The sequence below is a fragment of the Klebsiella sp. 2-CIP_Kleb. genome (assembly GCF_050378715.1).
Taxonomy (GTDB): domain Bacteria; phylum Pseudomonadota; class Gammaproteobacteria; order Enterobacterales; family Enterobacteriaceae; genus Klebsiella; species Klebsiella quasipneumoniae.
This window is the reverse complement of sequence record NZ_JBNRLG010000004.1, coordinates 145,232-166,012: the sequence shown is the minus strand read 5'-3', so window position 1 is coordinate 166,012 and position 20,781 is coordinate 145,232. Positions and strand designations below refer to the sequence as shown.

Annotated in this window: 17 protein-coding genes, 1 tRNA gene and 1 other RNA gene; 10 read left to right on the top strand and 9 right to left on the bottom strand. The window is 57.9% G+C overall.

The genetic code is table 11. The features are described 5' to 3' along the window. Positions 1-4 precede the first annotated feature (4 nt). From dppB to ACQUTP_RS15925, 7 genes are all read right to left on the bottom strand, one after another. Positions 5-1,024 carry a dipeptide ABC transporter permease DppB gene (dppB, locus tag ACQUTP_RS15955; RefSeq protein ID WP_080936135.1) on the bottom strand — a complete coding sequence of 340 codons (1,020 nt, stop codon included), beginning with the start codon at positions 1,022-1,024 and terminating at the stop codon, positions 5-7. A 134-nt stretch (positions 1,025-1,158) separates the two neighbouring features. After that, the gene (gene dppA, locus ACQUTP_RS15950; protein ID WP_049004417.1) at positions 1,159-2,766 is read right to left on the bottom strand and encodes a dipeptide ABC transporter periplasmic-binding protein DppA; all 1,608 of its coding nucleotides are present in this window, start codon (positions 2,764-2,766) and stop codon (positions 1,159-1,161) included. An 828-nt stretch (positions 2,767-3,594) separates the two neighbouring features. Then, positions 3,595-3,727, bottom strand: a non-coding RNA gene (locus tag ACQUTP_RS15945) — RtT sRNA. Between the two features lie 34 nt (positions 3,728-3,761). Next, a tRNA-Pro gene (locus tag ACQUTP_RS15940) sits at positions 3,762-3,838 on the bottom strand. 91 nt (positions 3,839-3,929) lie between these two features. Then, positions 3,930-5,624: a kdo(2)-lipid A phosphoethanolamine 7''-transferase gene (gene eptB / locus ACQUTP_RS15935; protein ID WP_017900016.1), complete on the bottom strand. Its 1,695-nt coding sequence runs from the start codon at positions 5,622-5,624 to the stop codon at positions 3,930-3,932. 242 nt (positions 5,625-5,866) lie between these two features. Further along, on the bottom strand, positions 5,867-7,072 hold the full coding sequence (locus ACQUTP_RS15930) for an L-lactate MFS transporter (RefSeq protein WP_004204995.1): 1,206 nt from the start codon (positions 7,070-7,072) through the stop codon (positions 5,867-5,869). A 241-nt stretch (positions 7,073-7,313) separates the two neighbouring features. Beyond that, entirely contained in the window at positions 7,314-7,895 is a 582-nt protein-coding gene (locus ACQUTP_RS15925) for an autotransporter outer membrane beta-barrel domain-containing protein (RefSeq protein WP_072140522.1), read from the bottom strand. Between the two features lie 206 nt (positions 7,896-8,101). On the opposite strand from ACQUTP_RS15925, the gene tag reads away from it, so the two are divergent. Further along, on the top strand, positions 8,102-8,683 hold the full coding sequence (gene tag, locus ACQUTP_RS15920) for a DNA-3-methyladenine glycosylase I (RefSeq protein ID WP_049004415.1): 582 nt from the start codon (positions 8,102-8,104) through the stop codon (positions 8,681-8,683). After that, a complete protein-coding gene (locus ACQUTP_RS15915) occupies positions 8,661-9,101 on the top strand; it encodes an N-acetyltransferase (protein WP_004205000.1) in 441 nt (146 codons plus the stop codon). The genes tag and ACQUTP_RS15915 overlap by 23 nt, the downstream gene beginning before the upstream one ends. Here ACQUTP_RS15915 and ACQUTP_RS15910 read toward each other — a convergent pair. Further along, entirely contained in the window at positions 9,070-11,400 is a 2,331-nt protein-coding gene (locus ACQUTP_RS15910) for a molybdopterin guanine dinucleotide-containing S/N-oxide reductase (RefSeq protein WP_285756155.1), read from the bottom strand. The genes ACQUTP_RS15915 and ACQUTP_RS15910 overlap by 32 nt on opposite strands. Positions 11,401-11,566: 166 nt before the next feature. Here ACQUTP_RS15910 and ACQUTP_RS15905 point away from each other — a divergent pair, with 166 nt between their 5' ends. The 6 genes from ACQUTP_RS15905 (at position 11,567) to ghrB (ending at position 17,530) form a co-directional block, all read left to right on the top strand. Further along, complete coding sequence (locus tag ACQUTP_RS15905; protein WP_002921917.1) at positions 11,567-12,229, top strand: OmpA family lipoprotein; 663 nt, start codon at positions 11,567-11,569, stop codon at positions 12,227-12,229. A gap of 103 nt (positions 12,230-12,332) precedes the next feature. Then, entirely contained in the window at positions 12,333-13,349 is a 1,017-nt protein-coding gene (locus tag ACQUTP_RS15900; RefSeq protein WP_004205002.1) for a LacI family DNA-binding transcriptional regulator, read from the top strand. Between the two features lie 111 nt (positions 13,350-13,460). Next, positions 13,461-14,210 (top strand): sugar phosphate isomerase/epimerase family protein, encoded by a 750-nt coding sequence (locus tag ACQUTP_RS15895; protein ID WP_017900019.1) that lies wholly within the window; start codon positions 13,461-13,463, stop codon positions 14,208-14,210. A 3-nt stretch (positions 14,211-14,213) separates the two neighbouring features. Beyond that, entirely contained in the window at positions 14,214-15,149 is a 936-nt protein-coding gene (locus ACQUTP_RS15890) for a sugar kinase (protein WP_004205005.1), read from the top strand. A 104-nt stretch (positions 15,150-15,253) separates the two neighbouring features. Continuing rightward, positions 15,254-16,534, top strand: a complete 1,281-nt coding sequence (locus ACQUTP_RS15885; RefSeq protein WP_004205006.1) for an MFS transporter — start codon at positions 15,254-15,256, stop codon at positions 16,532-16,534. Between the two features lie 24 nt (positions 16,535-16,558). Next, the gene (ghrB, locus tag ACQUTP_RS15880; protein WP_017900020.1) at positions 16,559-17,530 is read left to right on the top strand and encodes a glyoxylate/hydroxypyruvate reductase GhrB; all 972 of its coding nucleotides are present in this window, start codon (positions 16,559-16,561) and stop codon (positions 17,528-17,530) included. A gap of 108 nt (positions 17,531-17,638) precedes the next feature. On the opposite strand, the gene ACQUTP_RS15875 is transcribed toward ghrB, so the two are convergent. Then, complete coding sequence (locus tag ACQUTP_RS15875) at positions 17,639-18,349, bottom strand: DUF3053 domain-containing protein (protein WP_002921929.1); 711 nt, start codon at positions 18,347-18,349, stop codon at positions 17,639-17,641. A 440-nt stretch (positions 18,350-18,789) separates the two neighbouring features. Here ACQUTP_RS15875 and ACQUTP_RS15870 point away from each other — a divergent pair, with 440 nt between their 5' ends. Further along, positions 18,790-20,145, top strand: coding sequence for an MFS transporter (locus ACQUTP_RS15870; RefSeq protein ID WP_136084768.1), 1,356 nt, complete (start codon positions 18,790-18,792; stop codon positions 20,143-20,145). A 244-nt stretch (positions 20,146-20,389) separates the two neighbouring features. After that, entirely contained in the window at positions 20,390-20,680 is a 291-nt protein-coding gene (locus ACQUTP_RS15865; protein WP_004205010.1) for an HTH-type transcriptional regulator, read from the top strand. Positions 20,681-20,781 lie beyond the last annotated feature (101 nt).

Here is a 20,781-nt window from a genome sequence, read left to right as displayed (position 1 = left end):
CCCCTTACTTCTTATGCCGGATACGCGGGTTCACCACGCCGTACAGCAGGTCGACCAGCAGGTTGACGAGGATAATCATCGTCGCCACCAGCAGCACCCCGCCCTGCACCACCGGATAATCGCGACGCTGCAACGCGTCGATCAGCCAGCGGCCTAAACCAGGCCATGAGAAAATGGTTTCCGTCAGGATGGCGCCCGCCAGCAGCGTGCCCACCTGCAGGCCAATCACCGTGACCACCGGCAGCATCGCGTTACGCAGCGCGTGGATCACAATCACCCGCATCCGGGTCAGGCCTTTGGCGCGCGCGGTGCGGATGTAGTCTTCGCCGAGCACTTCCAGCATCGACGATCGGGTCATACGCACGATCACCGCCAGCGGAATGGTGCCCAGCACGATGGCGGGCAGGATCATATGGATTAAGGCGTCAATAAAGTCGCCCTGCTCGCCCCAGATGGCGGTGTCGATCAGCATAAAGCCGGTCAGCGGCAAGGTATCGTCAAGGAAGACCGTATCGCTGATACGCCCGGAGACCGGCGTCAGGTTCAGCTGCACCGAAACCAGCATAATCAACATCATGCCCCACCAGAAGATAGGCATCGAGTAGCCGGTCAGCGCCAGGCCTACCGCGGTGTGGTCAAAGATGGAGCCGCGTTTTACCGCAGCCAGCACGCCCACCGGAATGCCGACGGCGACGGCGAAGATCATCGCGCAGACGCCCAGCTCAAGGGTGGCTTTAAAGCGTGGGACAAACTCCTGCCACACGGGAATGCGGCTTTTCAGCGAGATGCCTAAATCGCCGTGCAGCACGCCCCAGATATAGTGGGCATATTGCTGCCACAGCGGCTTATCAAGGCCCATTTCGGCCAGCAGCTGCGCGTGACGTTCGGGGGAAATACCACGTTCGCCCGCCATAATCATCACCGGATCGCCGGGGATCATATGGACGAAGGCAAAGGTGAGAAGGGTGATACCGATAAATGTCGGGATGACAAGTCCCAGACGTCGGAGAATAAACTGCAACATAACCCGGATTCTCTCTAGTGACGCCCCGCCTGGCGACAGGGCGTCTGTATTGCTCACAAAAGCATTCCCCGGAATAGCGGGAATACGCCCCCCACCTCTCCCACGCGGAGAGAGGGGGTCAGGCATCGTGCTTATTATTCGACAGAGACGTTATCGAAGTGGTGTTTACCCAGCGGATCCACCACATAGCCTTTGACTTCTTTACGCACTGGCTCGTAAACGGTGGAGTGAGCGATGATCAGCGCCGGAGCCTGGTCATGCATCACTACCTGAGCCTGTTTGTACAGTTCAATACGCTTGTTGTGGTCGTCGGTGGCGCGGGCCGGCTGAATCAGATCTTCAAACGGCTTATAGCACCAGCGCGAGTAGTTGGAGCCGTCTTTCGCCGCGGCGCAGCTGAACAGGGTGGCGAAGAAGTTATCCGGATCCCCGTTGTCGCCGGTCCAGCCCATCATGACGGTCTGGTGCTCGCCCGCTTTCGCGCGTTTCAGATACTCGCCCCACTCGTAGGTGACGATTTTGGCCTGGACGCCAATCTTGGCCCAGTCGGCCTGAATCATTTCCGCCATACGGCGGGCGTTCGGGTTATACGGACGCTGTACCGGCATCGCCCACAGATCGATAGTGAAGCCTTTTTCCAGGCCCGCTTCTTTCAGCAGCTGCTTCGCCTTCTCCGGATCGTAGGTGTAGTCTTTAACGTCGTCGTTATAGCCCCACATGGTCGGCGGGATCAGGTTCTTCGCCGCCTGGCCTGCGCCCTGGTAAACGGCTTTGATGATCGCTTCTTTGTTAACCGCGTAGGTCAGCGCCTGACGAACTTTCACGTCGTCCAGCGGTTTCTTCTCGGTGTTGAAGGAGAGATAACCGACGTTCAGGCCCGGCTGTTCCAGCAGGGTAATGCTCTTATCTTCCTTCATGCGCGCGATGTCCGCCGGGTTCGGATACGGCATCACCTGGCACTCATTTTTCTGCAGCTTGGCATAGCGCACGGAGGCATCCGGGGTGATGGAGAAGACCAGACGATCGATCTTCGGCTTGGTGCCCCAGTAGCCCGGGAAGGCTTTATACAGAATGCGGGAATCTTTCTGATACTGCAGCAGCTGGAATGGACCGGTACCGATAGGATTGAGGTCTACTTTTTCCGGCGTGCCGGCTTTCAGCATGTTGTCGGCATACTCTTTAGAGAGAATAGAGGCGAAGTCCATGGCCAGGTCAGCGAGGAACGGCGCTTCCGGGCGGGTCAGGACGAACTGGACGGTTTTATCGTCCACTTTCTTCACTTCGCTAATCAGGTCGGGTAACCCCATCCCTTCAAAGTATTCATAGCTGCCGCCAGAAACTTTATGGTACGGGTTATTGGTATTCTTCTGACGATCGAAGGAGAACACCACGTCATCGGCGTTCAGGTCACGGGTTGGTTTAAAGTCTTTATTATCCTGCCATTTCACGCCCTGACGCAGGTGGAAAGTATAGGTTTTACCATCCGGGCTAACTTCCCATTTTTCAGCCAGTCCAGGAATAACTTCCGTCGTACCGGTTTTGAATTCGACCAGGCGATTGTAGATCGGTACGGAACTGGCGTCATAGGTGGTGCCAGAGGTGAAGAGCTGTGGGTTAAAGCCTTCCGGCGAGCCTTCTGAACAATAAACCAGGGTTTTCGCTTGCACGCTGGCAGCGACGGTCATGGCGACAAGGCTCAGACCAAGCTTCAGCATCCCTGATTTCTTCAAGGAAATACTCATTATTCTGCTCCAAAACTGTGATGTTGTTTGCATATATCCGCCGGACCTTTATTTATTTTTATTCGTCATATTCGAATGATGGATGCGTTGGCTGTGCTCAATAAGCCAGTCACATAGCCATCTATGCTCCTGGGGATGCTCAAGCTTGCCGCCTTGCCGCAATTCGAACTATTTAGAATATACCCGGTCCAGTCGGTGGTGCCCGAAGGCGTTGAGAGAGATGGGGATTCCTTTCGCAAAAACGACTGAGTTGCAGTACGGATTCTCCATGAAATGCCCCTCATGCCCTACAATCTGTCAACAGAATGGGGAAACGTCAATACAGCCAGCCGGGTTTTACATCCAGCGTGAGAAACGACAGGCAAAGATTAAAAAAACTTCAAGACGCTATTTTCAGCAGAGAAATTTATGCTACTGGCGAATATGCAGAATAAAGACCTTATTAATTTGCGACACCCAGTGGGAAACAATGCCAGTAAATGAGAAAAATTTCTTGCTATGTGACCAATATGTGAGCGATTAATAGCGTGAACGTTAAAACGCACAGCGGAAAATGCTGTATTCAGCCATAAGCTTCGCGAAAAAAGATCTGTTCATCGATAAAAAAATGCAATGGAAGATGTCACAAAATAGCGAACAGCTGGCTGGAAACGGGGGTAAAGATGTTTTTTGTGATTTTGATGCGGTTTTGGGCCGGGAGACTGCAGAAGGTGCCCGGCGGCGCTGCGCTTGCGCGGGCCTACGGGATCCGAAGCGAACCTTCGGGGTTCTCATCCTCACTGGCCGCAGATGCAAAAAAGCCTGCTCGTTGAGCAGGCTTTTCGAATTTGGTCGGTGATAGAGGATGACTCGCCACTTTGTGGCTCGCCCTGCGGGCCGTTGCTGACGCAACGTTCTCTCGCTTCGCTCGAGTCGAACCTCCTGCCCCCGGAGGTTCTCATCCTCACTGGCCGCAGATGCAAAAAAGCCTGCTCATTGAGCAGGCTTTTCGAATTTGGTCGGTGATAGAGGATTCGAACCTCCGACCCCTTCGTCCCGAACGAAGTGCGCTACCAGGCTGCGCCAATCACCGAATGCGGGGCGCATCTTACTGCTGGGATGCACCCCCGTCAATGCCTTATTAGCAAAAAATCAATCAAGCGGCGAGAATCTCGCCACTATTGCTATTCCTTCGCCGCTTTCTTCGAAGCCGGCACGCGACACCAGTTGTTGTTCTCGTTGATCCCACCATCCGGCGAGGTATAGCCGAGGCAGCCCATAATTGTGTCGTACAGCTCGACGTGGCGTCGCGGCACCTTCATCGCGGCCTGCTGCTGCAGATGGGCAAACGCAGCGGCATGATCCGGATTCTCCAGGTATTTATCCGACATCCAGACCATCATCGGCACACGGAACTGTTCCGGCGGCGCCATCTTGCGCGGCGTACCGTGCAGATGTTCACGCTCGTTAATCGACTCGCCATGGTCGGCGGCATAGAACACAATCGCTTTCTTATCCCGCAGCTGGTCGAGGACGCTGACGATAAAGTGATCGACATAGGTCACGCTGTTGTCGTAGGAGTTGATCAGCTCCGCTTTCGAGCACTTGTTATCAACACCGACGCACTCCGGCTTCCACTGGGCGAAGCTGCGCGGATAGCGTTGGGTGTAGTTAAAGTGCGAGCCTTTCGTGTGGAGGATGATTAGGTGCTTACCAGAGGCGTTGCCCTGCTCCATACCGCGCTTCATCTCATCCACCAGCAGCATATCGTCAACGCTCTTGCCGCGGTTGCGCGGCTCGGCGCCAATCTGCTCGCGATAGGCGATATTGTTGGCCATCGTGTTGCTGTAGAACCACATCTCACTCTGCATGGCGTACAGATTGCCGCTGAAGCCCAGCTGATGAAGCACCGCAAAGACGTTCTGCTCTTTGAGGGTCCGCTGCGGGTTATCCTCTGCCCCGCCCTGACGCACAAACATGCAGCGTAACGACAGCTTGGTGGCGGTATCGCACGAGTAGCCGCGGAAAGCGACCAGATTCTTCTCTTTCGCCAGCTCTGGCGTGGTGTTACGGCTATAGCCAAGGATGCCCATATGATCCCAGCGGGTGGTTTCGCCAATGATAAACACCACGTAGGTGTCATCGAGCCCTTCCGGGGCGACGTAGGTAAATTTCTTCGCCGGGTTAATCAGCGATTTGTTATCTGAGGATTCATCCACCTGCGCCCAGGCGTACAGCCCCAGCGCCGACAGCCAGTTCGACGGCAGGTAGGAGTTGGCGATCACCCCGCCGTAGCTCGGCATATCCACTTCCGAATGGCGCTCGACATCGTGTTGGCGCAGCTCAAGCAGGCGGATAGGTCCCCAGACGATGAGGCCGGCCAACACCACGATCAGCACGTTTTTAACCCGCTGGCCCGGGGTACGCAGTTGGCGCAGCAGCGTATGGCGGCAGCGGTTGCTCCAGATAAACAGCAGTGGCGGCGCGCTCACTGCCGCCAGCCAGAGGATCAGATGCCAGCCGATGACCTCTTTCGACAGGTCGATATCGGTGGTCATCACCGAGGCGATAATCCCGTAGCCAATCACCACGTTAAGGAACGTCATGTAGTAACTGGCGGCGGCGGAAAACAGAACAATCAGCGTCGCCAGAATGCGCCAGATACGGCGACCGAACAGCGACAGAAGACGTAACAGGAAGAAGGTGACAAAGACCGTGGCCACCAGTTCAACGACACCGGAAAGCCCTTTCCAGACAGTGAACTCTTGAGCATAACCATCGAAACGCCGAAAAAAAACGGCGACGTTCATAAACCAGCCGATGTACAGCGCCAGCCAAAAACTAAGCTTCTGCTGCGTCATCGTTCTAATATATTTCATGCAAGCAAACCTGGAAAAAGAAGAATAAAACACCGCCTGACGCTGTGGCATGAGTCAGTAGGCTAATAGGGTGCGTTAGGGTTGGTTATCAGAAACCTCTACAAAGCGCGATAAGTAGACCACAGGGAACGGGAAAAGTATCAGGAGGGAATGTGATCCAGCCAAACATTTACAAAATATTTGGCTGGATTGGCACTATTTGCTTAGGGTATTAATCAGGGGCACGTTTCACGCTGCAGGTTTCAGGCATGCGCCTCGCTATAGACACTGCCTTTCGGCTGACGAATGGTGGTGGAAAGCGCCAGCGAAATAATCAGCAGGGCGAATATCACGCAGAAGGTGACGTAGAAGCCCCCGAACAGCGAAGCGATGAGGGAACCGCAGATGCTGCCGATACCAAAACCCAGATAAATCACACCATAGTTTTTCGCCAGGTTGTTCAGACCGAAGAATTCACTGACCAGCGATGGGAAGACGGTGATGGTTCCGCCGAAGTTAAAAGCAACGCAGGCGATGGCGGCGAAAAAGGTCATGGCATTCAGCGGAGCGAACAGCAGCGCGGCCATCCCCACCAGCGACACCACCTGACCGATGGTGATCACGCGAATGCGGGAGATTTTATCGGACAGGATACCTAACACCAGGCGACCGCTAAGGTTAGCGATTGAGATAACCGTTACCGCATTGGCCGCCGTGGCGACATCCAGGTGGACCATTCCCTGCGCGATATCTTTCGCCACGCCAATCACATACAGACCGCTCATGCAGGCCGTCAGGAACATCACCGCCAGCATCCAGTACTGCGGTTTACGCATCGATTCGGCGAGAGTGAAGTCGTTTTCCACGACGCCGTTGGCCGTGGTGGTCGCCGTATGATTTGGCGCATCTTTCATCAAGGTCGCGCCAAAGACGATCATCACCAGCACGATAGCGCCCCAGATAACGAAGGTTTTTTCCAGACCAACGGTGGCCAGCAGATGAGTATCAATGAATTTGAACCCCAGGCTGCCGAGGCCATAGGAACCGATGGAGAAGGCGGAGATCAGCCCTTTGCGTTCCGGGAACCACTTGACGCAGTTCGACAGGGTCAGCAGATAACCGGCGCCGTCCGCCAGCCCCACCAGCACGCCAGCGCTCAGCCACAGCATCATCAGGCTGCTGGAGTGGGCGGTCAGAAAGAAGCCCAGACCAAGCAGGATCCCAGAGGCCATGGTGACGCGCTTCACGCCAAAACGCTCCTGCAGCTTGCCGGCGACCGACGAAGAGAGCGCCAGCCCGAGGCTCAGCAGGCCAAAGGAGAAGGCGACCTGGCTGACCGGCTCGCCCAGTTTGTCAGACAGTGAACTGTTAAACAGGCTCCAGGTATAAACCGAACCGAGAGCGAATTGGGTGATGATGGTGCCGATAAGCGTAAGCCAGCGGGTCGATTGACGGTTTGCAGCGTTCATAGCAGTTGTCCTGATAAATTAACTGCCGCCACAATAGCGAAGGCCCCTCATCCAGTGGGGGAAAAAGGCATGAACTGCCATCAGCAGGGAATGAAATGCATTAATGGCGGAATGAATGACATTGCATGACATTCATTCCGCGAATTTCAGGGAAAAAGTTAGTGTGCGCTATCTCACAGAAATGCGCCATTACTGAGATTTAACAATAACCACATCGTTTCAAATGCGTAACAATCGCGGGTCAAAAGTTGGCGCTGACCCCCATCAGATAGAGCGTATTTTCCCCCGATGGGACGTTGTCCGCCTGTGACAGCGTGGCCCATGCCGCCACATGCGATCCCAGCGGCATATCGGCGCCCAGGGTGACATCACTCCAGCCGCCCTCTCTGGCGCGGGTGGTCGGCGACCAGGCATCGCTGGCGAGCGACTGGTTATAGCTCACCTGCGCCCAAGGGTGCACGCCCCACAGCGACTGATAATCCATACGCCAGCCGAGCGTGTTGACATATCCCGTCTCGCCCACGCTTTTCGTCGCCGGCGCGGTGTAGTCGCTGCGCAGGCTGGCCACCGGCCCGGAGGTCATGCCGTTTGCCAGCAGATAATTCCAGCCGACGCTCATCCCACGGCTGCTGTCCGGCGGCGCCAACCCCTGGTTTAACGCCAGTCCGCCCGGCGTTTCAGACGACTTCATCCGCTCGGCGAGGATATCTTCATAGCGTGGTTGGTGATCGCTATCCCATGTATAGCGTTCCGACGTATTACTTTTTGTATCGATAGCGATATATTCCTGTTGCCAGGCATTCGCTCCAGAGACACACGACACCCAGACGGATACGCACACCGGGAACAAGAACCCCCGGAGGCCATTGCATTTCTTTATTATCATTAATGCGACTCCAGAAAAGAGCCGAATCGGCATTATTGCTGTGTTTTTTTGGGGGATACGATTTCCCTGTATTAACTATTATCTTTATCTTTCAGTCGTCAAGCCGGGGCGTCCACTTTTTTAGCGCAGAGGGAGAAATAGCTATGCAGCGTTGCGGATGGGTGAGTCAGGATCCGTTATATATCGAGTATCACGATACCGAATGGGGTGTCGCGCAAAAAGCATCCCAGCGGCTGTTTGAAATGATCTGCCTTGAGGGTCAGCAGGCCGGGTTATCATGGATCACGGTGTTAAAAAAACGGCAAAACTATCGCCAGGCTTTTCACCAGTTCGATCCGGTGCGGGTGGCGGCGATGGGGGATGAAGATGTCGAGCGACTGCTGCAGGATGCCGGGATTATCCGCCATCGGGGAAAAATCCAGGCCATCATCGGCAACGCCCGGGCGTATCTGGCGATGGAGGAAAATGGCGAGTCGTTCACTGATTTTGTCTGGTCCTTCGTCGACAATGCGCCCCAGGTCACCCGCGCGGCGACGCTGGCGGAGATCCCGACCACGACGCCGGCCTCAGATGCGCTGTCTAAGGCCTTGAAAAAACGCGGTTTTAAGTTTGTCGGTTCGACAATCTGTTACTCTTTTATGCAGGCCTGCGGGCTGGTCAACGACCATGTCACCGGCTGCTTCTGTCACCCGGGAGGTCAGGATGATCCGCAAATGGGACGCTAAAGATAACCTGCCGCTGCTGGACCTGTGGCTGGAAAGCACGATTCATGCCCATCCCTTTATCAGCGAAAGCTACTGGCGCGACAGCGTCGCGGTGGTACGGGATGTCTATCTTCCCGCCGCCAGCACCTGGGTCTGGGAGCGCGACGGGGAGCTAAAAGGCTTTGTCAGCGTGCTGGAGTCCCGTTTCGTCGGCGCGCTGTTCGTCGCGCCCGACGCTATTCGCCAGGGCATTGGCCGGGCGCTGCTGGATGAAGTCAAGCAGCACTACGCCTGGCTTAGCCTTGAGGTTTATCAGAAAAACGAATCAGCGGTCAGTTTCTACCATGCGCAAGGCTTCCGCATTGAAGATTGCGCATGGCAGGACGATACTCAGCACCCCACCTGGATTATGCGTTGGCCGGCGGATCAAATGCCGTAAGCGGCAGCGCCGGGCCGGTATATTTCTCCAGCCACGCCAGGGCGGTGTTACCGGCACAGCCGTTGCCCAGGCGGGATGTTGGGATATCTTTAGTTAAGACGTTCACCGCCCCGTTTTTGCAGATGCCCGCCACCGGATCCAGGTCGGGCCACGCCCCTTCATGCAGGCATATCACCCCCGGGCGGATCCCCTCCGTCACCACCGCGCCGGCCAGCACCTGACCGCGGGCGTTCCACACCCGCACCAGATCGCCATCGGCAATCCCCCGCGCCCGGGCATCCTGCGGATGAATAGTCAACGGTTCGCGTCCGGCAACGGCATAGCGTTCGCGCAGCGCGGAGTAGTTCAGTTGACTGTGCAGCCGGTGGGCCGGATGGGCCGACAGCAGCTGCAGCTGCCCCGCCTCGGCGTTGCCATGCCATTCGTCGGGCTCCAGCCACATTGGGTGCGGCGGGCAGTCGGTGTAGCCAAAGGCGGCGATGGTCGGCGAGTGGATCTCAATTTTACCGCTCGCCGTTTTCAGCGGGTTGGCCTGGGGATCGTCGCGGAAGGCGGCAAAGCGGATGAAACGGGCATTCTCCGGCTCCTCCGGCATCTCAATCAGCTGGTTAGCCTGCCAGAATTCGGCAAACGGCGGCAGCGTCACCTGCTGCTGGGCGCCGCGCCGGGCGGCCATCTGATAGAAGGTCTCCAGCCACTGCAGATCGCTCTTCCCTTCGGTAAAGCGCTCGCGGCCGCCCGCCTCCCAGCGTTCGCTGAGGTCGGCAAAGACCGCGAAATCATCGCGCGCTTCACCCTGCGGGGCGACCACCTGCTTCATCGGCACCAGATGCTGATTGCTGTAGTCCCCGGTCATCGTCAGATCGTTGCGCTCAAACGAGGTGGTCGCCGGCAGGACGATATCGGCATGACGCGCGGCGGCGGTCCAGAAGCATTCGGAGATGACGATAAGCTCTGGTTTCTGCCAGGCCTGAATCAGGCGGTTGGTATCCTGATGATGGGTAAAGTTGGCGCCGCCGGCCCACCAGATAAAGCGAATATCGGGGAAGCGCCGCGCCATGCCGTTGTGCTGATACTCCGCCCCCGGGTTCTCCAGCGCCTCGACAATCCGCGCGACCGGGATCTTCTCCACGGCGTCCACGCCTCCGGCCACGCTCCCCTGCATCGAGCCCAGCACCGCCGCGCGGCGGGTCGGATTGCCGCCGTTGGCGAAATGGTAGGAAAGACCAAACCCGCCCCCCGGGGTGCCAATCTGCCCCAGCATCGCAGCCAGGGTGACCAGCATCCAGTGTTTCTGCTCGCCATACTGCTGGCGCTGCATGCCCCAGCCAGACATCAACATAGTGGTGTTTTCGTGGAAAAGTTTCGCCAGTTCGCGGATCTTATCCGCTGCGACGCCGCAGATAGCCGCCGCCCAGTCGGCGGTTTTCGCCACGCCGTCGCTTTCGCCGGTCAGATAGCGGGCAAAAATCTCGTAGCCGCTGGCGCTGCGGGCAAGAAACTCGTCGTCCTGCCAGCCATTCTCCATCAGCGTATGGGCGATACCCAGCATCAGCGCGACGTCGGTGCCCATATGCGGCGCGATCCACTCCATCGAATCGCCAAAGAAATCGACAGTTTCCGATCGCATCGGATCGATGCAGATCAGGCGTTTTCCGCTCTGGCGCAGCCGGTCGAACCACGGGATACCCTGCTCGTCGGAGGCGTTCCAGGCAATTTTCAGCGTATTCAGCGGGTTGGCGCTCCACAGCACCACTACCTCGCTGTATTCCAGCACCAGCGGCCAGCTGGTCTGCTGCTGATACACCTCATTGCCGCCCACGACGTAAGGCATGATCGCCTGCGCCGCGCCGGTGGAGTAATCCCCGAGATGGCCGGTGTAGCCGCCCGCCAGGCTCATATAGCGCTGCAGCAGGGTGGCCGCCTTATGCAAGACGCCGTTAGAACGCCAGCCGTAGGAGCCGGCAAAAATAGAGGCCGGTCCGTAGCTTTCGCGGATCCGACGATGCTGGGCATCGATCAGATCCAGCGCCTGCTCCCAGCTCACCCGCACAAATTCATCCTGACCGCGGACCCCCTGGGGCTTGTCCGGAGAGGCAAGGAAACCTTTGCGCACCATCGGGTAGCGCACGCGGGTTTTACTGTGCACCTGGTCGCGCACCGCCGTTTGCAGCGAGTTGGCAAACGGTGTCGCCAGCGCGCCGCGGGAGGAAAGGACGTTTTCCCCGTCCGTTTCCACCAGCATCGGTCCCCAATGGGCGGCGGTTAAAATGGTTTTGGTTGCAGATGAGGTTGGCAAGGGCAGCTCCTGGTCAGCGAAAGCAGGTGTGGTGACGGTGCGATCGGCGCCGTTCAATGTTATTTACAAAATGAGATGGTGTTTGGGGAATTTTCTACGTATTCGCGCGTCATAATCAACCGTCACGTTCGCTGTGACAAAGAATAAAAAGGATTAAGGACATTAAATGAAAAAACGCGTACTTATGATTGCGGCGCTGGTCAGCGGCACCCTGGCGATTTCTGGCTGCACCACCAACCCCTATACCGGTGAGCGTGAAGCAGGTAAATCCGGTATTGGCGCAGGTATTGGCTCCTTAGTGGGCGCTGGCGTCGGCGCGCTCTCCTCTTCCAAACATGACCGCGGCAAAGGCGCGCTGATTGGCGCAGCGGCAGGCGCGGCGCTGGGCGGCGGCATAGGCTACTACATGGACGTGCAGGAAGCGAAGCTGCGCGACAAAATGCAGGGAACCGGGGTCAGCGTGACGCGAAATGGTGACAATATCGTGCTGAACATGCCGAATAACGTCACTTTCGACAGCAACAGCGCCAACCTGAAACCGGCCGGCGCCAACACCCTGACCGGCGTGGCCATGGTGCTGAAAGAGTATGAGAAAACCGCCGTTAACGTCGTCGGCTACACCGACAGCACCGGCAGCAAGGATCTGAATATGCGTCTGTCGCAGCAGCGTGCGGACAGCGTCGCCAGCGCACTGATCACCCAGGGCGTGGCGGCCAATCGCATTCGCACCACCGGCATGGGCCCGGCAAACCCGATCGCCAGCAACAGCACGGCGGAAGGCAAAGCGCAGAACCGTCGCGTAGAAATTACCCTCAGCCCGCTGCAGTAAGCGCAACCTCATGTCGCCCGGCAGCCGCTCTGCCGGGCAAAATGCTTGATATCGCTATTTTTCGCGCTAAGGTGTTGGCAGATTTTCAGCAAAGGAAGCCATCATGGCGAAAGCGGCGCGTGCAACCATTAGCGATGTGGCGAAAGCCGCAAAGACCGGCAAAACCAGCATTTCACGGTATCTTAACGGCGAGAAGCACCTGCTTTCCGACGATCTGTTATCACGTATTGAAAAAGCCATTGCCGAACTCGACTACCGCCCCAGCCTGATGGCCCGCGGCCTCAAGCACGGCCGCACCCGCCTCATCGGCCTGATCATCGCCGATATCACCAACCCCTATTCGGTCAATGTCATGAGCGGCATTGAAGCGGCCTGCCGGGAAAAGGGCTTTACCCTGCTGGTGTGTAACACCAATAACGAGCTTGACCAGGAGCTGCACTATCTCGACCTGCTGCGCAGCTATCAGGTGGAAGGCATCGTCGTCAACGCGGTCGGCATGCGGGAGGATGGCCTGAACCGCCTGCAGCAGTCGGCCCTGCCGATGGTGCTGATTGACCGTAAAATCCCCGATTTCGCCTGCGATGTGGTCGGGCTTGATAACGCTCAGGCCGCCACCACCGCCACCGAACACCTGGTGGAGAAAGGCTTTGAGGCCATCCTGTTTCTCAGCGAACCGCTGGGCTCGGTCAATACCCGCCGCGAGCGCCTGAGCGCCTTTCGCGCCACGCTCGCCCGCCACCACGGCGTGGTGGCCGAAAACGCCGAAGTACAGCTCAACGACGGCGCGATGATGGACAACGTCCTGCGCCAGTTCCACGCCCGCCACCGCGGGATGCGCAAAGCGGTGATCTCCGCCAACGGCGCGCTGACGCTGCAGGTGGCCCGCGCCCTGAAGCGCGTCGGCCTGATCTGGGGCAGCGATATCGGCCTGCTGGGCTTCGACGAACTGGAGTGGGCGGAGCTGGCCGGCGTCGGCATCACCACCCTCAAACAACCGACGTGGCAGATCGGCTACGCGGCGGTGGAACAGGTGATTCGACGCATTGCCGGCACTAACGACCCCATCTGCGAGCGGGTCTTTTCCGGCGAGCTTATCGTCCGCGGATCAACCTCCCGTTAACGATCCTTCGTGATGCCGATCATAAATTAAACATCTCGCCCTTTCTTATGGAACCGATACCATCTAGCGTAATAAGGAGATTAAGCAACAAACGCCGGGAGTAAGAGCGCGATGGCCAGAAAAATTATTGTCGTTACCGCTGCCTATGGTAATGACCATGTTAAATCCTTAGGCGGCCAGGCCGCCGTCCTGCCGTTTATCGCCGACGCCGGCGCGGACGGCGTCGAAATCCGCCGCGAGCTGTTCAGCGCCGAAGAGCTCAACGCCCTGCCGGCGCTGGCAGCCGCCATCGAGCGCCACGGCCTGCTGGCTTGCTACTCCGCGCCCCAGGCGCTGTTCGCCGACAACGGCGAGCTTAACCCGCATCTCCCGACGCTGCTCGCGGAAGCGCAGACCCTTAACGCCCTGTGGCTGAAGCTCTCCCTTGGCCATTTCCGCCACAACCAGCAGCTCGACGAGCTGCGCCATATCCTCAGCGACAGCGGCATGGCGCTGGTGGTGGAGAATGATCAGACCGACTGCGGCCAGCTGGCGCCGATGCAGCGCTTCAAAGCCGCCTGCCGGGTCCATCAGCTGCCGATCACCTTAACGTTTGATATGGGCAACTGGCTGTGGGTCGGCGATTCGCCGGAAGAGGCAGCCCGCCATCTTGCGCCGGCGGTCAGCTATATTCATGTGAAAGCGGCGGAGCCACATCAGGAGAAATTCCGCGCTGTGCCGCCGGATCAGGCCGCCGACCGCTGGCTGGCCCTGCTCGATAATCTTCCCGCCGACGCACCGCGTGGAATCGAGTTTCCGCTGACTGGCCATGACCTGACGGCCGTGACCCGCCGCTACGTCAACCTGTTACGCGAGGAATAAGCCGTGGAAAATTTAGATGTCATCACCATCGGCGAAGCTATGGCCATGTTTGTCGCCACCGAAACCGGCGATCTGGCCGAGGTGGAGCATTTTATGAAACGTGTCGCCGGCGCCGAGCTGAACGTCGCCACCGGTCTGGCGCGCCTGGGTCTGAAGGTCGGCTGGGTCAGCCGCGTCGGTAACGATAGCTTTGGCCGCTTCGTACTGCAATCGCTGGCGAAAGAGGGGATCGATAGTCATGCTGTCGCCATTGATAACCGCTTCGCTACCGGTTTCCAGATGAAATCGAAAGTCGAAAATGGAACCGATCCCATTGTGGAGTATTTCCGCAAAGGTTCTGCCGCCAGCCATCTGTCGCCTGACGATTTTCGCGCCGACTACTTCACCAGCGCCCGTCATTTGCACCTGAGCGGCGTGGCCGCCGCGCTCTCTGAAAGCTCATATGCACTGCTGGAGCATGCGGCGAAGGTCATGAAAGCCGAGGGCAAAACCCTCTCTTTCGATCCCAATCTGCGTCCGGTGCTGTGGAAAAGCGAAGCCGAGATGGTGGAGAAACTCAACCGTCTCGCCTTCCAGGCTGACTGGGTTTTGCCAGGCTTAAAAGAGGGCGTCATCCTCACCGGCCAGCAGACTCCGGAGGGGATAGCCGATTTCTATCTCTCGCGCGGCGTCAAGGCGGTGGTCATTAAAACCGGCTGCGACGGCGCCTGGTTCAAGAGCGCCAACGGCGAACAGGGAACGGTTGATGCCATTAAAGTCGAAAACGTCGTCGATACCGTCGGCGCCGGCGACGGCTTTGCCGTTGGGGTGATTAGCGCCCTGCTGGAAGGCAAAACCCTGCTTCAGGCGGTGAACCGCGGCAATAAAATCGGTTCGCTGGCGATTCAGGTCCAGGGCGACAGCGAGGGGCTGCCCACCCGCGACGCGCTGGGCGAATAACATTTATACGCAACAATAACAGCCGTCCTGTACCCTACCTGCAGCGCGGCACAGCAGCGTCCGTTTCGACGGACGTATGTCACCTCATTGACAGAGGCAAGCCTATGAATAGCTCAACAAATGCAACGAAACGCTGGTGGTACATCATGCCTATCGTGTTTATCACGTATAGCCTGGCGTACCTCGACCGCGCCAACTTCAGCTTCGCCTCCGCGGCAGGCATTACCGAAGACCTGGGCATCACCAAAGGGATCTCTTCCCTGCTGGGGGCGCTGTTCTTCCTTGGCTACTTCTTCTTTCAGATCCCCGGCGCTATTTATGCAGAGCGCCGCAGCGTTCGCAAACTGATCTTTATCTGCCTGATCCTGTGGGGCGGCTGCGCCTCCCTGACCGGGATTGTGCATAATATCCCGGCGCTGGCGGCCATTCGCTTTATTCTCGGCGTCGTCGAAGCGGCGGTGATGCCGGCGATGCTGATCTATATCAGCAACTGGTTCACCAAATCCGAGCGCTCGCGGGCCAATACCTTCCTGATCCTCGGCAACCCGGTGACGGTCCTGTGGATGTCGGTGGTCTCCGGCTACCTGATTCAGGCCTTCGGCTGGCGGGAAATGTTTATCATCGAAGGGGTGCCGGCGGTGATCTGGGCCTTCTGCTGGTGGGTGCTGGTGAAAGATAAACCGTCGCAGGTATCCTGGCTGGCGGAGAGTGAAAAAGCCGCGCTGCAGGAACAATTGGATCGTGAGCAGCAGGGCATCAAAGCGGTGCGTAACTATGGCGAGGCCTTCCGCTCCCGCAACGTGATCCTGCTCTGCGCCCAGTACTTTGCCTGGAGCATCGGCGTGTACGGCTTTGTACTGTGGCTGCCGTCGATTATCCGCAGCGGCGGCGAAAATATGGGGATGGTGGAAGTGGGCTGGCTCTCCTCGGTCCCATACCTGGCGGCGACTATCGCCATGATCGTGGTCTCCTGGGCCTCCGATAAAATGCAGAACCGTAAGCTGTTCGTCTGGCCGCTGCTGCTGATTGGCGGACTGGCCTTCATCGGCTCCTGGGCGGTCGGCGCCAACCACTTCTGGGTCTCTTACACCTTGCTGGTAGTGGCTGGTGCGGCAATGTATGCGCCTTACGGCCCCTTCTTCGCCATTATTCCGGAAATGCTGCCACGCAACGTCGCCGGTGGCGCCATGGCGCTGATCAACAGCATGGGCGCCCTGGGCTCCTTCTGCGGCTCGTGGTTTGTTGGCTACCTGAACGGTGCCACCGGCAGCCCAGCAGCTTCCTATATTTTTATGGGGGTGGCGCTTTTCGCCTCAGTATGGCTGACTTTGATTGTTAAGCCTGCTAATAATCAAAACCTTCCACTTGGCGCTCATCACGCCTGAACGACTCACACTACGGAGATTCGCATGAAGCCGTCTGTCATTCTCTATAAAACGCTTCCCGACGACCTGCTACAGCGTCTGGAGGAGCACTTTTCCGTCACTCAGGTGAAAAACCTGCGGCCGGAGACCGTTTCGCAGCACGCTGAGGCCTTTGCCCAGGCTGAAGGCCTGCTGGGCTCCAGCGAAAAGGTTGACGCCGCGCTGCTGGAGAAGATGCCGAAGCTGCGTGCGACCTCCACCGTGTCCGTTGGTTATGACAACTTCGACGTGGAGGCGTTGAACGCCCGCCGGGTGCTGCTGATGCATACCCCGACCGTGCTGACCGAGACCGTCGCCGACACGATCATGGCGCTGGTGCTGAGCACCGCCCGCCGGGTGGTGGAAGTGGCGGAGCGCGTTAAAGCGGGCGAATGGACGAAGAGCATTGGGCCAGACTGGTTCGGTACCGACGTACACCATAAAACCTTAGGTATCGTCGGCATGGGCCGCATCGGCATGGCGCTGGCGCAGCGCGCCCACTTCGGGTTCGGCATGCCGATCCTGTATAACGCGCGCCGCCAGCATCCGCAGGCGGAGGAACGTTTCAACGCACGCTATTGCGATCTTGATACCCTGCTGCAGGAAGCCGATTTTGTCTGCCTGATCCTGCCCCTGAGCGAAGAGACCCATCATCTGTTCGGCCAGGCGCAGTTCGCCAAAATGAAATCTTCCGCCATCTTTATTAACGCCGGGCGCGGCCCGGTGGTCGATGAGCAGGCGCTGATCGCCGCCCTGCAGGCGGGTGACATTCACGCTGCCGGCCTTGATGTCTTCGAGCACGAGCCGCTGGCTAAAGATTCGCCGCTGCTGAGCCTGCCGAACGTCGTCGCGCTGCCGCATATCGGCTCCGCCACCCATGAGACGCGCTACAACATGGCGGCCTGCGCGGTGGATAACCTGATCGACGCCCTGAACGGCAAGGTCGAAAAAAACTGCGTCAATCCGCAGGTAAAATAAGCCATAAAAAAACCCGGGTAGCGGCGGCAATCGCCCTCCCCGGGTTCTTTTTGCATTCTGTCCGTTATCCAGCCCGTTCGCCGCAGCTCACGTCAGCCAGACAGGGCATTAGCGGGTCGCGTTCACCGCCGCCGTCCATGCCTGATTAAACGCCTGATGCTGCGCCGCCAGCGGCCCAATCAGCGCATTGTACTGACTAGCCTGCTGGGAAGTCGGGAATTGAATGCCGTTGGCCACAAAGCTCACCTGGGTTCCCTGCTGGGCGACAAAATCCCCCACCTGAACCAGCTGCTGGGTAAAGATCTGCGCGGCCGGGATCAGCGGCTGCAGCGCGTCGGCTGGCGCCGTCACCACCTTGGCGTAAACCTGATCGAAGACCGGCTTGAGATCGTCCGCCTGCTTCAGCGCGCCATGCGCGGCATCGGCCTGCATTTTGGCATTCTGCAGCTGCTGGCTGAGCACGCCCAGCGCGCCGTTCGCCTGACGCAGCGGCTCGCGCTGGGTCATATAGTCCTGCGGAACGCGGATCGCATTGACGCTGTCCACTACCGGGCGCAGACCAGCGTCCATCGCCTGGCTCACCTGCTGCGAGTAGCCGTAGATCACCGCGTAGTCAGAGACAAACGGCCCAAACTGTTTTTTCTGATCGGCGGTCAGCGTCGGCAGTCGTTCACCGCTACGCATCGCCGTATTCTGCAGGAAGTCGATAAACGCTTTGCGCTGATCGCCTTCTTTATCAAAACACCCACTCAGGCTAACCACCATTAATAAGGCCGCCATAGCCGCAAACCAGCGAGAGCAGGACTTTCCTGTCGCCATTTTTTTACTCCTTTCAGCCAAAAAAAGCGCACAAAGACACACACGTGCCAGACGCTGACAAGGATAGTCCAGCTCGGCCTCGCAGGATACCCTTTACTGCTAATCTTACGCAGGAAAAACGCCATTCCGCACGCCGCTGCCGTCGCCTGGCGCGTCTGTTATGCGCATCACAAATATGCGCTTCAAATTAGACCGATGAATATCAATTAACTGATTGATATTTTTGAAATTTATAATCCACTGCCCAACGCCGCGCCCTGAAGCGGACGATAATCGCACGCTTTGGCGCCCACCCGGATTGCCTGGTCAGCGCTTCAATGATTTGATGAATGAGCGATTAACGGCGATGCGTTCGATTATCGCACAAATCAATCTCAACGACGCGAAGGCGACGATAATAACAAACCTCTGTCCCTCGCTCAGTCTGCCAGGAAAGCCGTATGACTAAGACAACCATCGACATTCAGGCCTTTATCAACGAGCACCCCTTCACCCGCTACCAGTGGATGATCCTCGCGCTCTGCTTCATCACCGTCGCGATGGACGGGTTCGACACCGCGATCATCGGATTCATCGCCTCCGACCTGGTCCAGGAATGGGGCGTGGAAAAATCAGCCCTCGGCCCGGTGATGAGCGCCGCGCTGGTTGGCCTGGCGGTCGGCGCGTTAACCGCGGGACCACTGGCTGACCGTATCGGCCGCAAGAAAGTGCTGATTATGTCGATCGTGGTGTTCGGAGGATTCAGCCTGCTCACCGCCTTTGCCACCAGCCTTAACCAGCTGACGCTGCTGCGCTTCCTGACCGGCCTGGGCCTCGGCGCGGCGATGCCCAATGCCGCGACGCTAATGAGCGAATATGCGCCGGAGCGCCGTCGGGCGCTGCTGGTGAACCTGATGTTTGTCGGCTTTCCGATGGGCTCGTCGCTGGGCGGCTTTTTATCCGCCTGGATGATCCCGCACTATGGCTGGCAGAGCGTGCTGGTGCTGGGCGGCGTGATGCCTCTCCTGCTGGCGGTAGCATTAATTTTCCTGCTGCCGGAGTCCGCCCGCTATCTGGTGGTGAAGCGTCAGCCGGCGCAGCGCATTGCCGCCATCCTGCGGCGTATCGCGCCGCTGCCGGAGACGGTGGAGTTTGAGCTGCACGAAGCAGGCCAGGTGAAAGAGAAGTCGGCCATCGGCGTCATTTTCTCCCCACGCTACGCGGTGGGCACTGTGATGCTGTGCCTGACCTACTTTATGGGTCTGCTGATCTTCTATCTCCTGACCAGCTGGCTGCCGCTGCTGATCCGTGAAACCGGCGCATCGATGAGTCAGGCCTCTATTATCACCGCCCTGTTCCCACTCGGCGGTGGAATTGGCGTGCTGATCCTCGGTGCTCTGATGGACAAGATCAATCCCAATAAGGTGGTGGCCGTCGGCTGGCTGCTGACCGGCGTTTTCGTCTGTCTGGTGGGCTTCTCTACCAGCAGCCTGGCGCTGATGGGGGTGATGGTGTTCATCGCCGGCAGTATTATGAACGGCGCGCAGTCGTCGATGCCGGCGCTGGCGGCAGGCTTCTATCCAACGCAAGGGCGCGCCACCGGCGTGGCCTGGATGCTGGGCATTGGCCGCTTCGGCGGGATCCTTGGCGCGTTCAGCGGCGCCTTCCTGATGCAAGCCCAGCTCTCGTTTGAGACCATTTTCACCCTGCTGGCTATCCCGGCATTCCTGTCAGCCATCGCGCTGCTGATTAAATATCGGGTCAGTAAATCAGTGCCGGCGGCGACAGAGGACGCGAGAGGTCTGCAGAAAGCCTGATCGACAAGCCGGCGTCCCGCGCCGGCTTTGCCGCTTTTTTCTTATCCGTTTACAAAAATTTTCGAAGCCACGCCATCGTATTAGTAATCATGCTCTTAGGCACCGCTGCCGTTCGGCTATTGGGGCTGATTCGATAACCTGCTGGCAAATAATCACGGGCGTTACCATCCTTGATGCTTTTTTCTGACTATTCTTAAAGAGCTTTAGAAAAATCTCTTCCGCTGTGTGATAAAAGGAGTTCTCAATGGAATATAAAGATCCCGTGTTTGAACTGCTGAGCAGCCTGGAACACATCGTTTTTAAGGACGATAATCAGACACTTACCTCAAACCGTAAGTCCACTGTGTTTAGTGAATTTGAACAGCTGCGTAAAGGCACTGGACTTAAGATTGACGACTTCGCCAACGCCATGGGCGTGAGCGTCGCTATGGTAAGAGAGTGGGAATCGAGACGGGTAAGACCGTCCCCCACTGAGCTAAAATTAATGCGCCTGATTCAGGCCAACCCCCAGCTTTCAAGGCAGTTACTCGATTAATCCCGAGCGCAGCGGTAAGGGCCAGCAAGGGAGCTTTTACCGCTGCACCGTAAAAAAAGTTTGCTATCAGGTGCTGAACGTGCGTTAATGCTCGCAGGTTT

Excerpts from the sequence above, each read along its gene's own strand:
- dppB (WP_080936135.1), bottom strand. The coding sequence starts at position 1,024 with ATGTTGCAGTTTATTCTCCGACGTCTGGGACTTGTCATCCCGACATTT.
- dppA (WP_049004417.1), bottom strand. The coding sequence starts at position 2,766 with ATGAGTATTTCCTTGAAGAAATCAGGGATGCTGAAGCTTGGTCTGAGC.
- eptB (WP_017900016.1), bottom strand. The coding sequence starts at position 5,624 with ATGAAATATATTAGAACGATGACGCAGCAGAAGCTTAGTTTTTGGCTG.
- ACQUTP_RS15930 (WP_004204995.1), bottom strand. The coding sequence starts at position 7,072 with ATGAACGCTGCAAACCGTCAATCGACCCGCTGGCTTACGCTTATCGGC.
- tag (WP_049004415.1), top strand. The coding sequence starts at position 8,102 with ATGCAGCGTTGCGGATGGGTGAGTCAGGATCCGTTATATATCGAGTAT.
- ACQUTP_RS15915 (WP_004205000.1), top strand. The coding sequence starts at position 8,661 with ATGATCCGCAAATGGGACGCTAAAGATAACCTGCCGCTGCTGGACCTG.
- ACQUTP_RS15905 (WP_002921917.1), top strand. The coding sequence starts at position 11,567 with ATGAAAAAACGCGTACTTATGATTGCGGCGCTGGTCAGCGGCACCCTG.
- ACQUTP_RS15900 (WP_004205002.1), top strand. The coding sequence starts at position 12,333 with ATGGCGAAAGCGGCGCGTGCAACCATTAGCGATGTGGCGAAAGCCGCA.
- ACQUTP_RS15895 (WP_017900019.1), top strand. The coding sequence starts at position 13,461 with ATGGCCAGAAAAATTATTGTCGTTACCGCTGCCTATGGTAATGACCAT.
- ACQUTP_RS15885 (WP_004205006.1), top strand. The coding sequence starts at position 15,254 with ATGAATAGCTCAACAAATGCAACGAAACGCTGGTGGTACATCATGCCT.
- ghrB (WP_017900020.1), top strand. The coding sequence starts at position 16,559 with ATGAAGCCGTCTGTCATTCTCTATAAAACGCTTCCCGACGACCTGCTA.
- ACQUTP_RS15875 (WP_002921929.1), bottom strand. The coding sequence starts at position 18,349 with ATGGCGACAGGAAAGTCCTGCTCTCGCTGGTTTGCGGCTATGGCGGCC.
- ACQUTP_RS15870 (WP_136084768.1), top strand. The coding sequence starts at position 18,790 with ATGACTAAGACAACCATCGACATTCAGGCCTTTATCAACGAGCACCCC.
- ACQUTP_RS15865 (WP_004205010.1), top strand. The coding sequence starts at position 20,390 with ATGGAATATAAAGATCCCGTGTTTGAACTGCTGAGCAGCCTGGAACAC.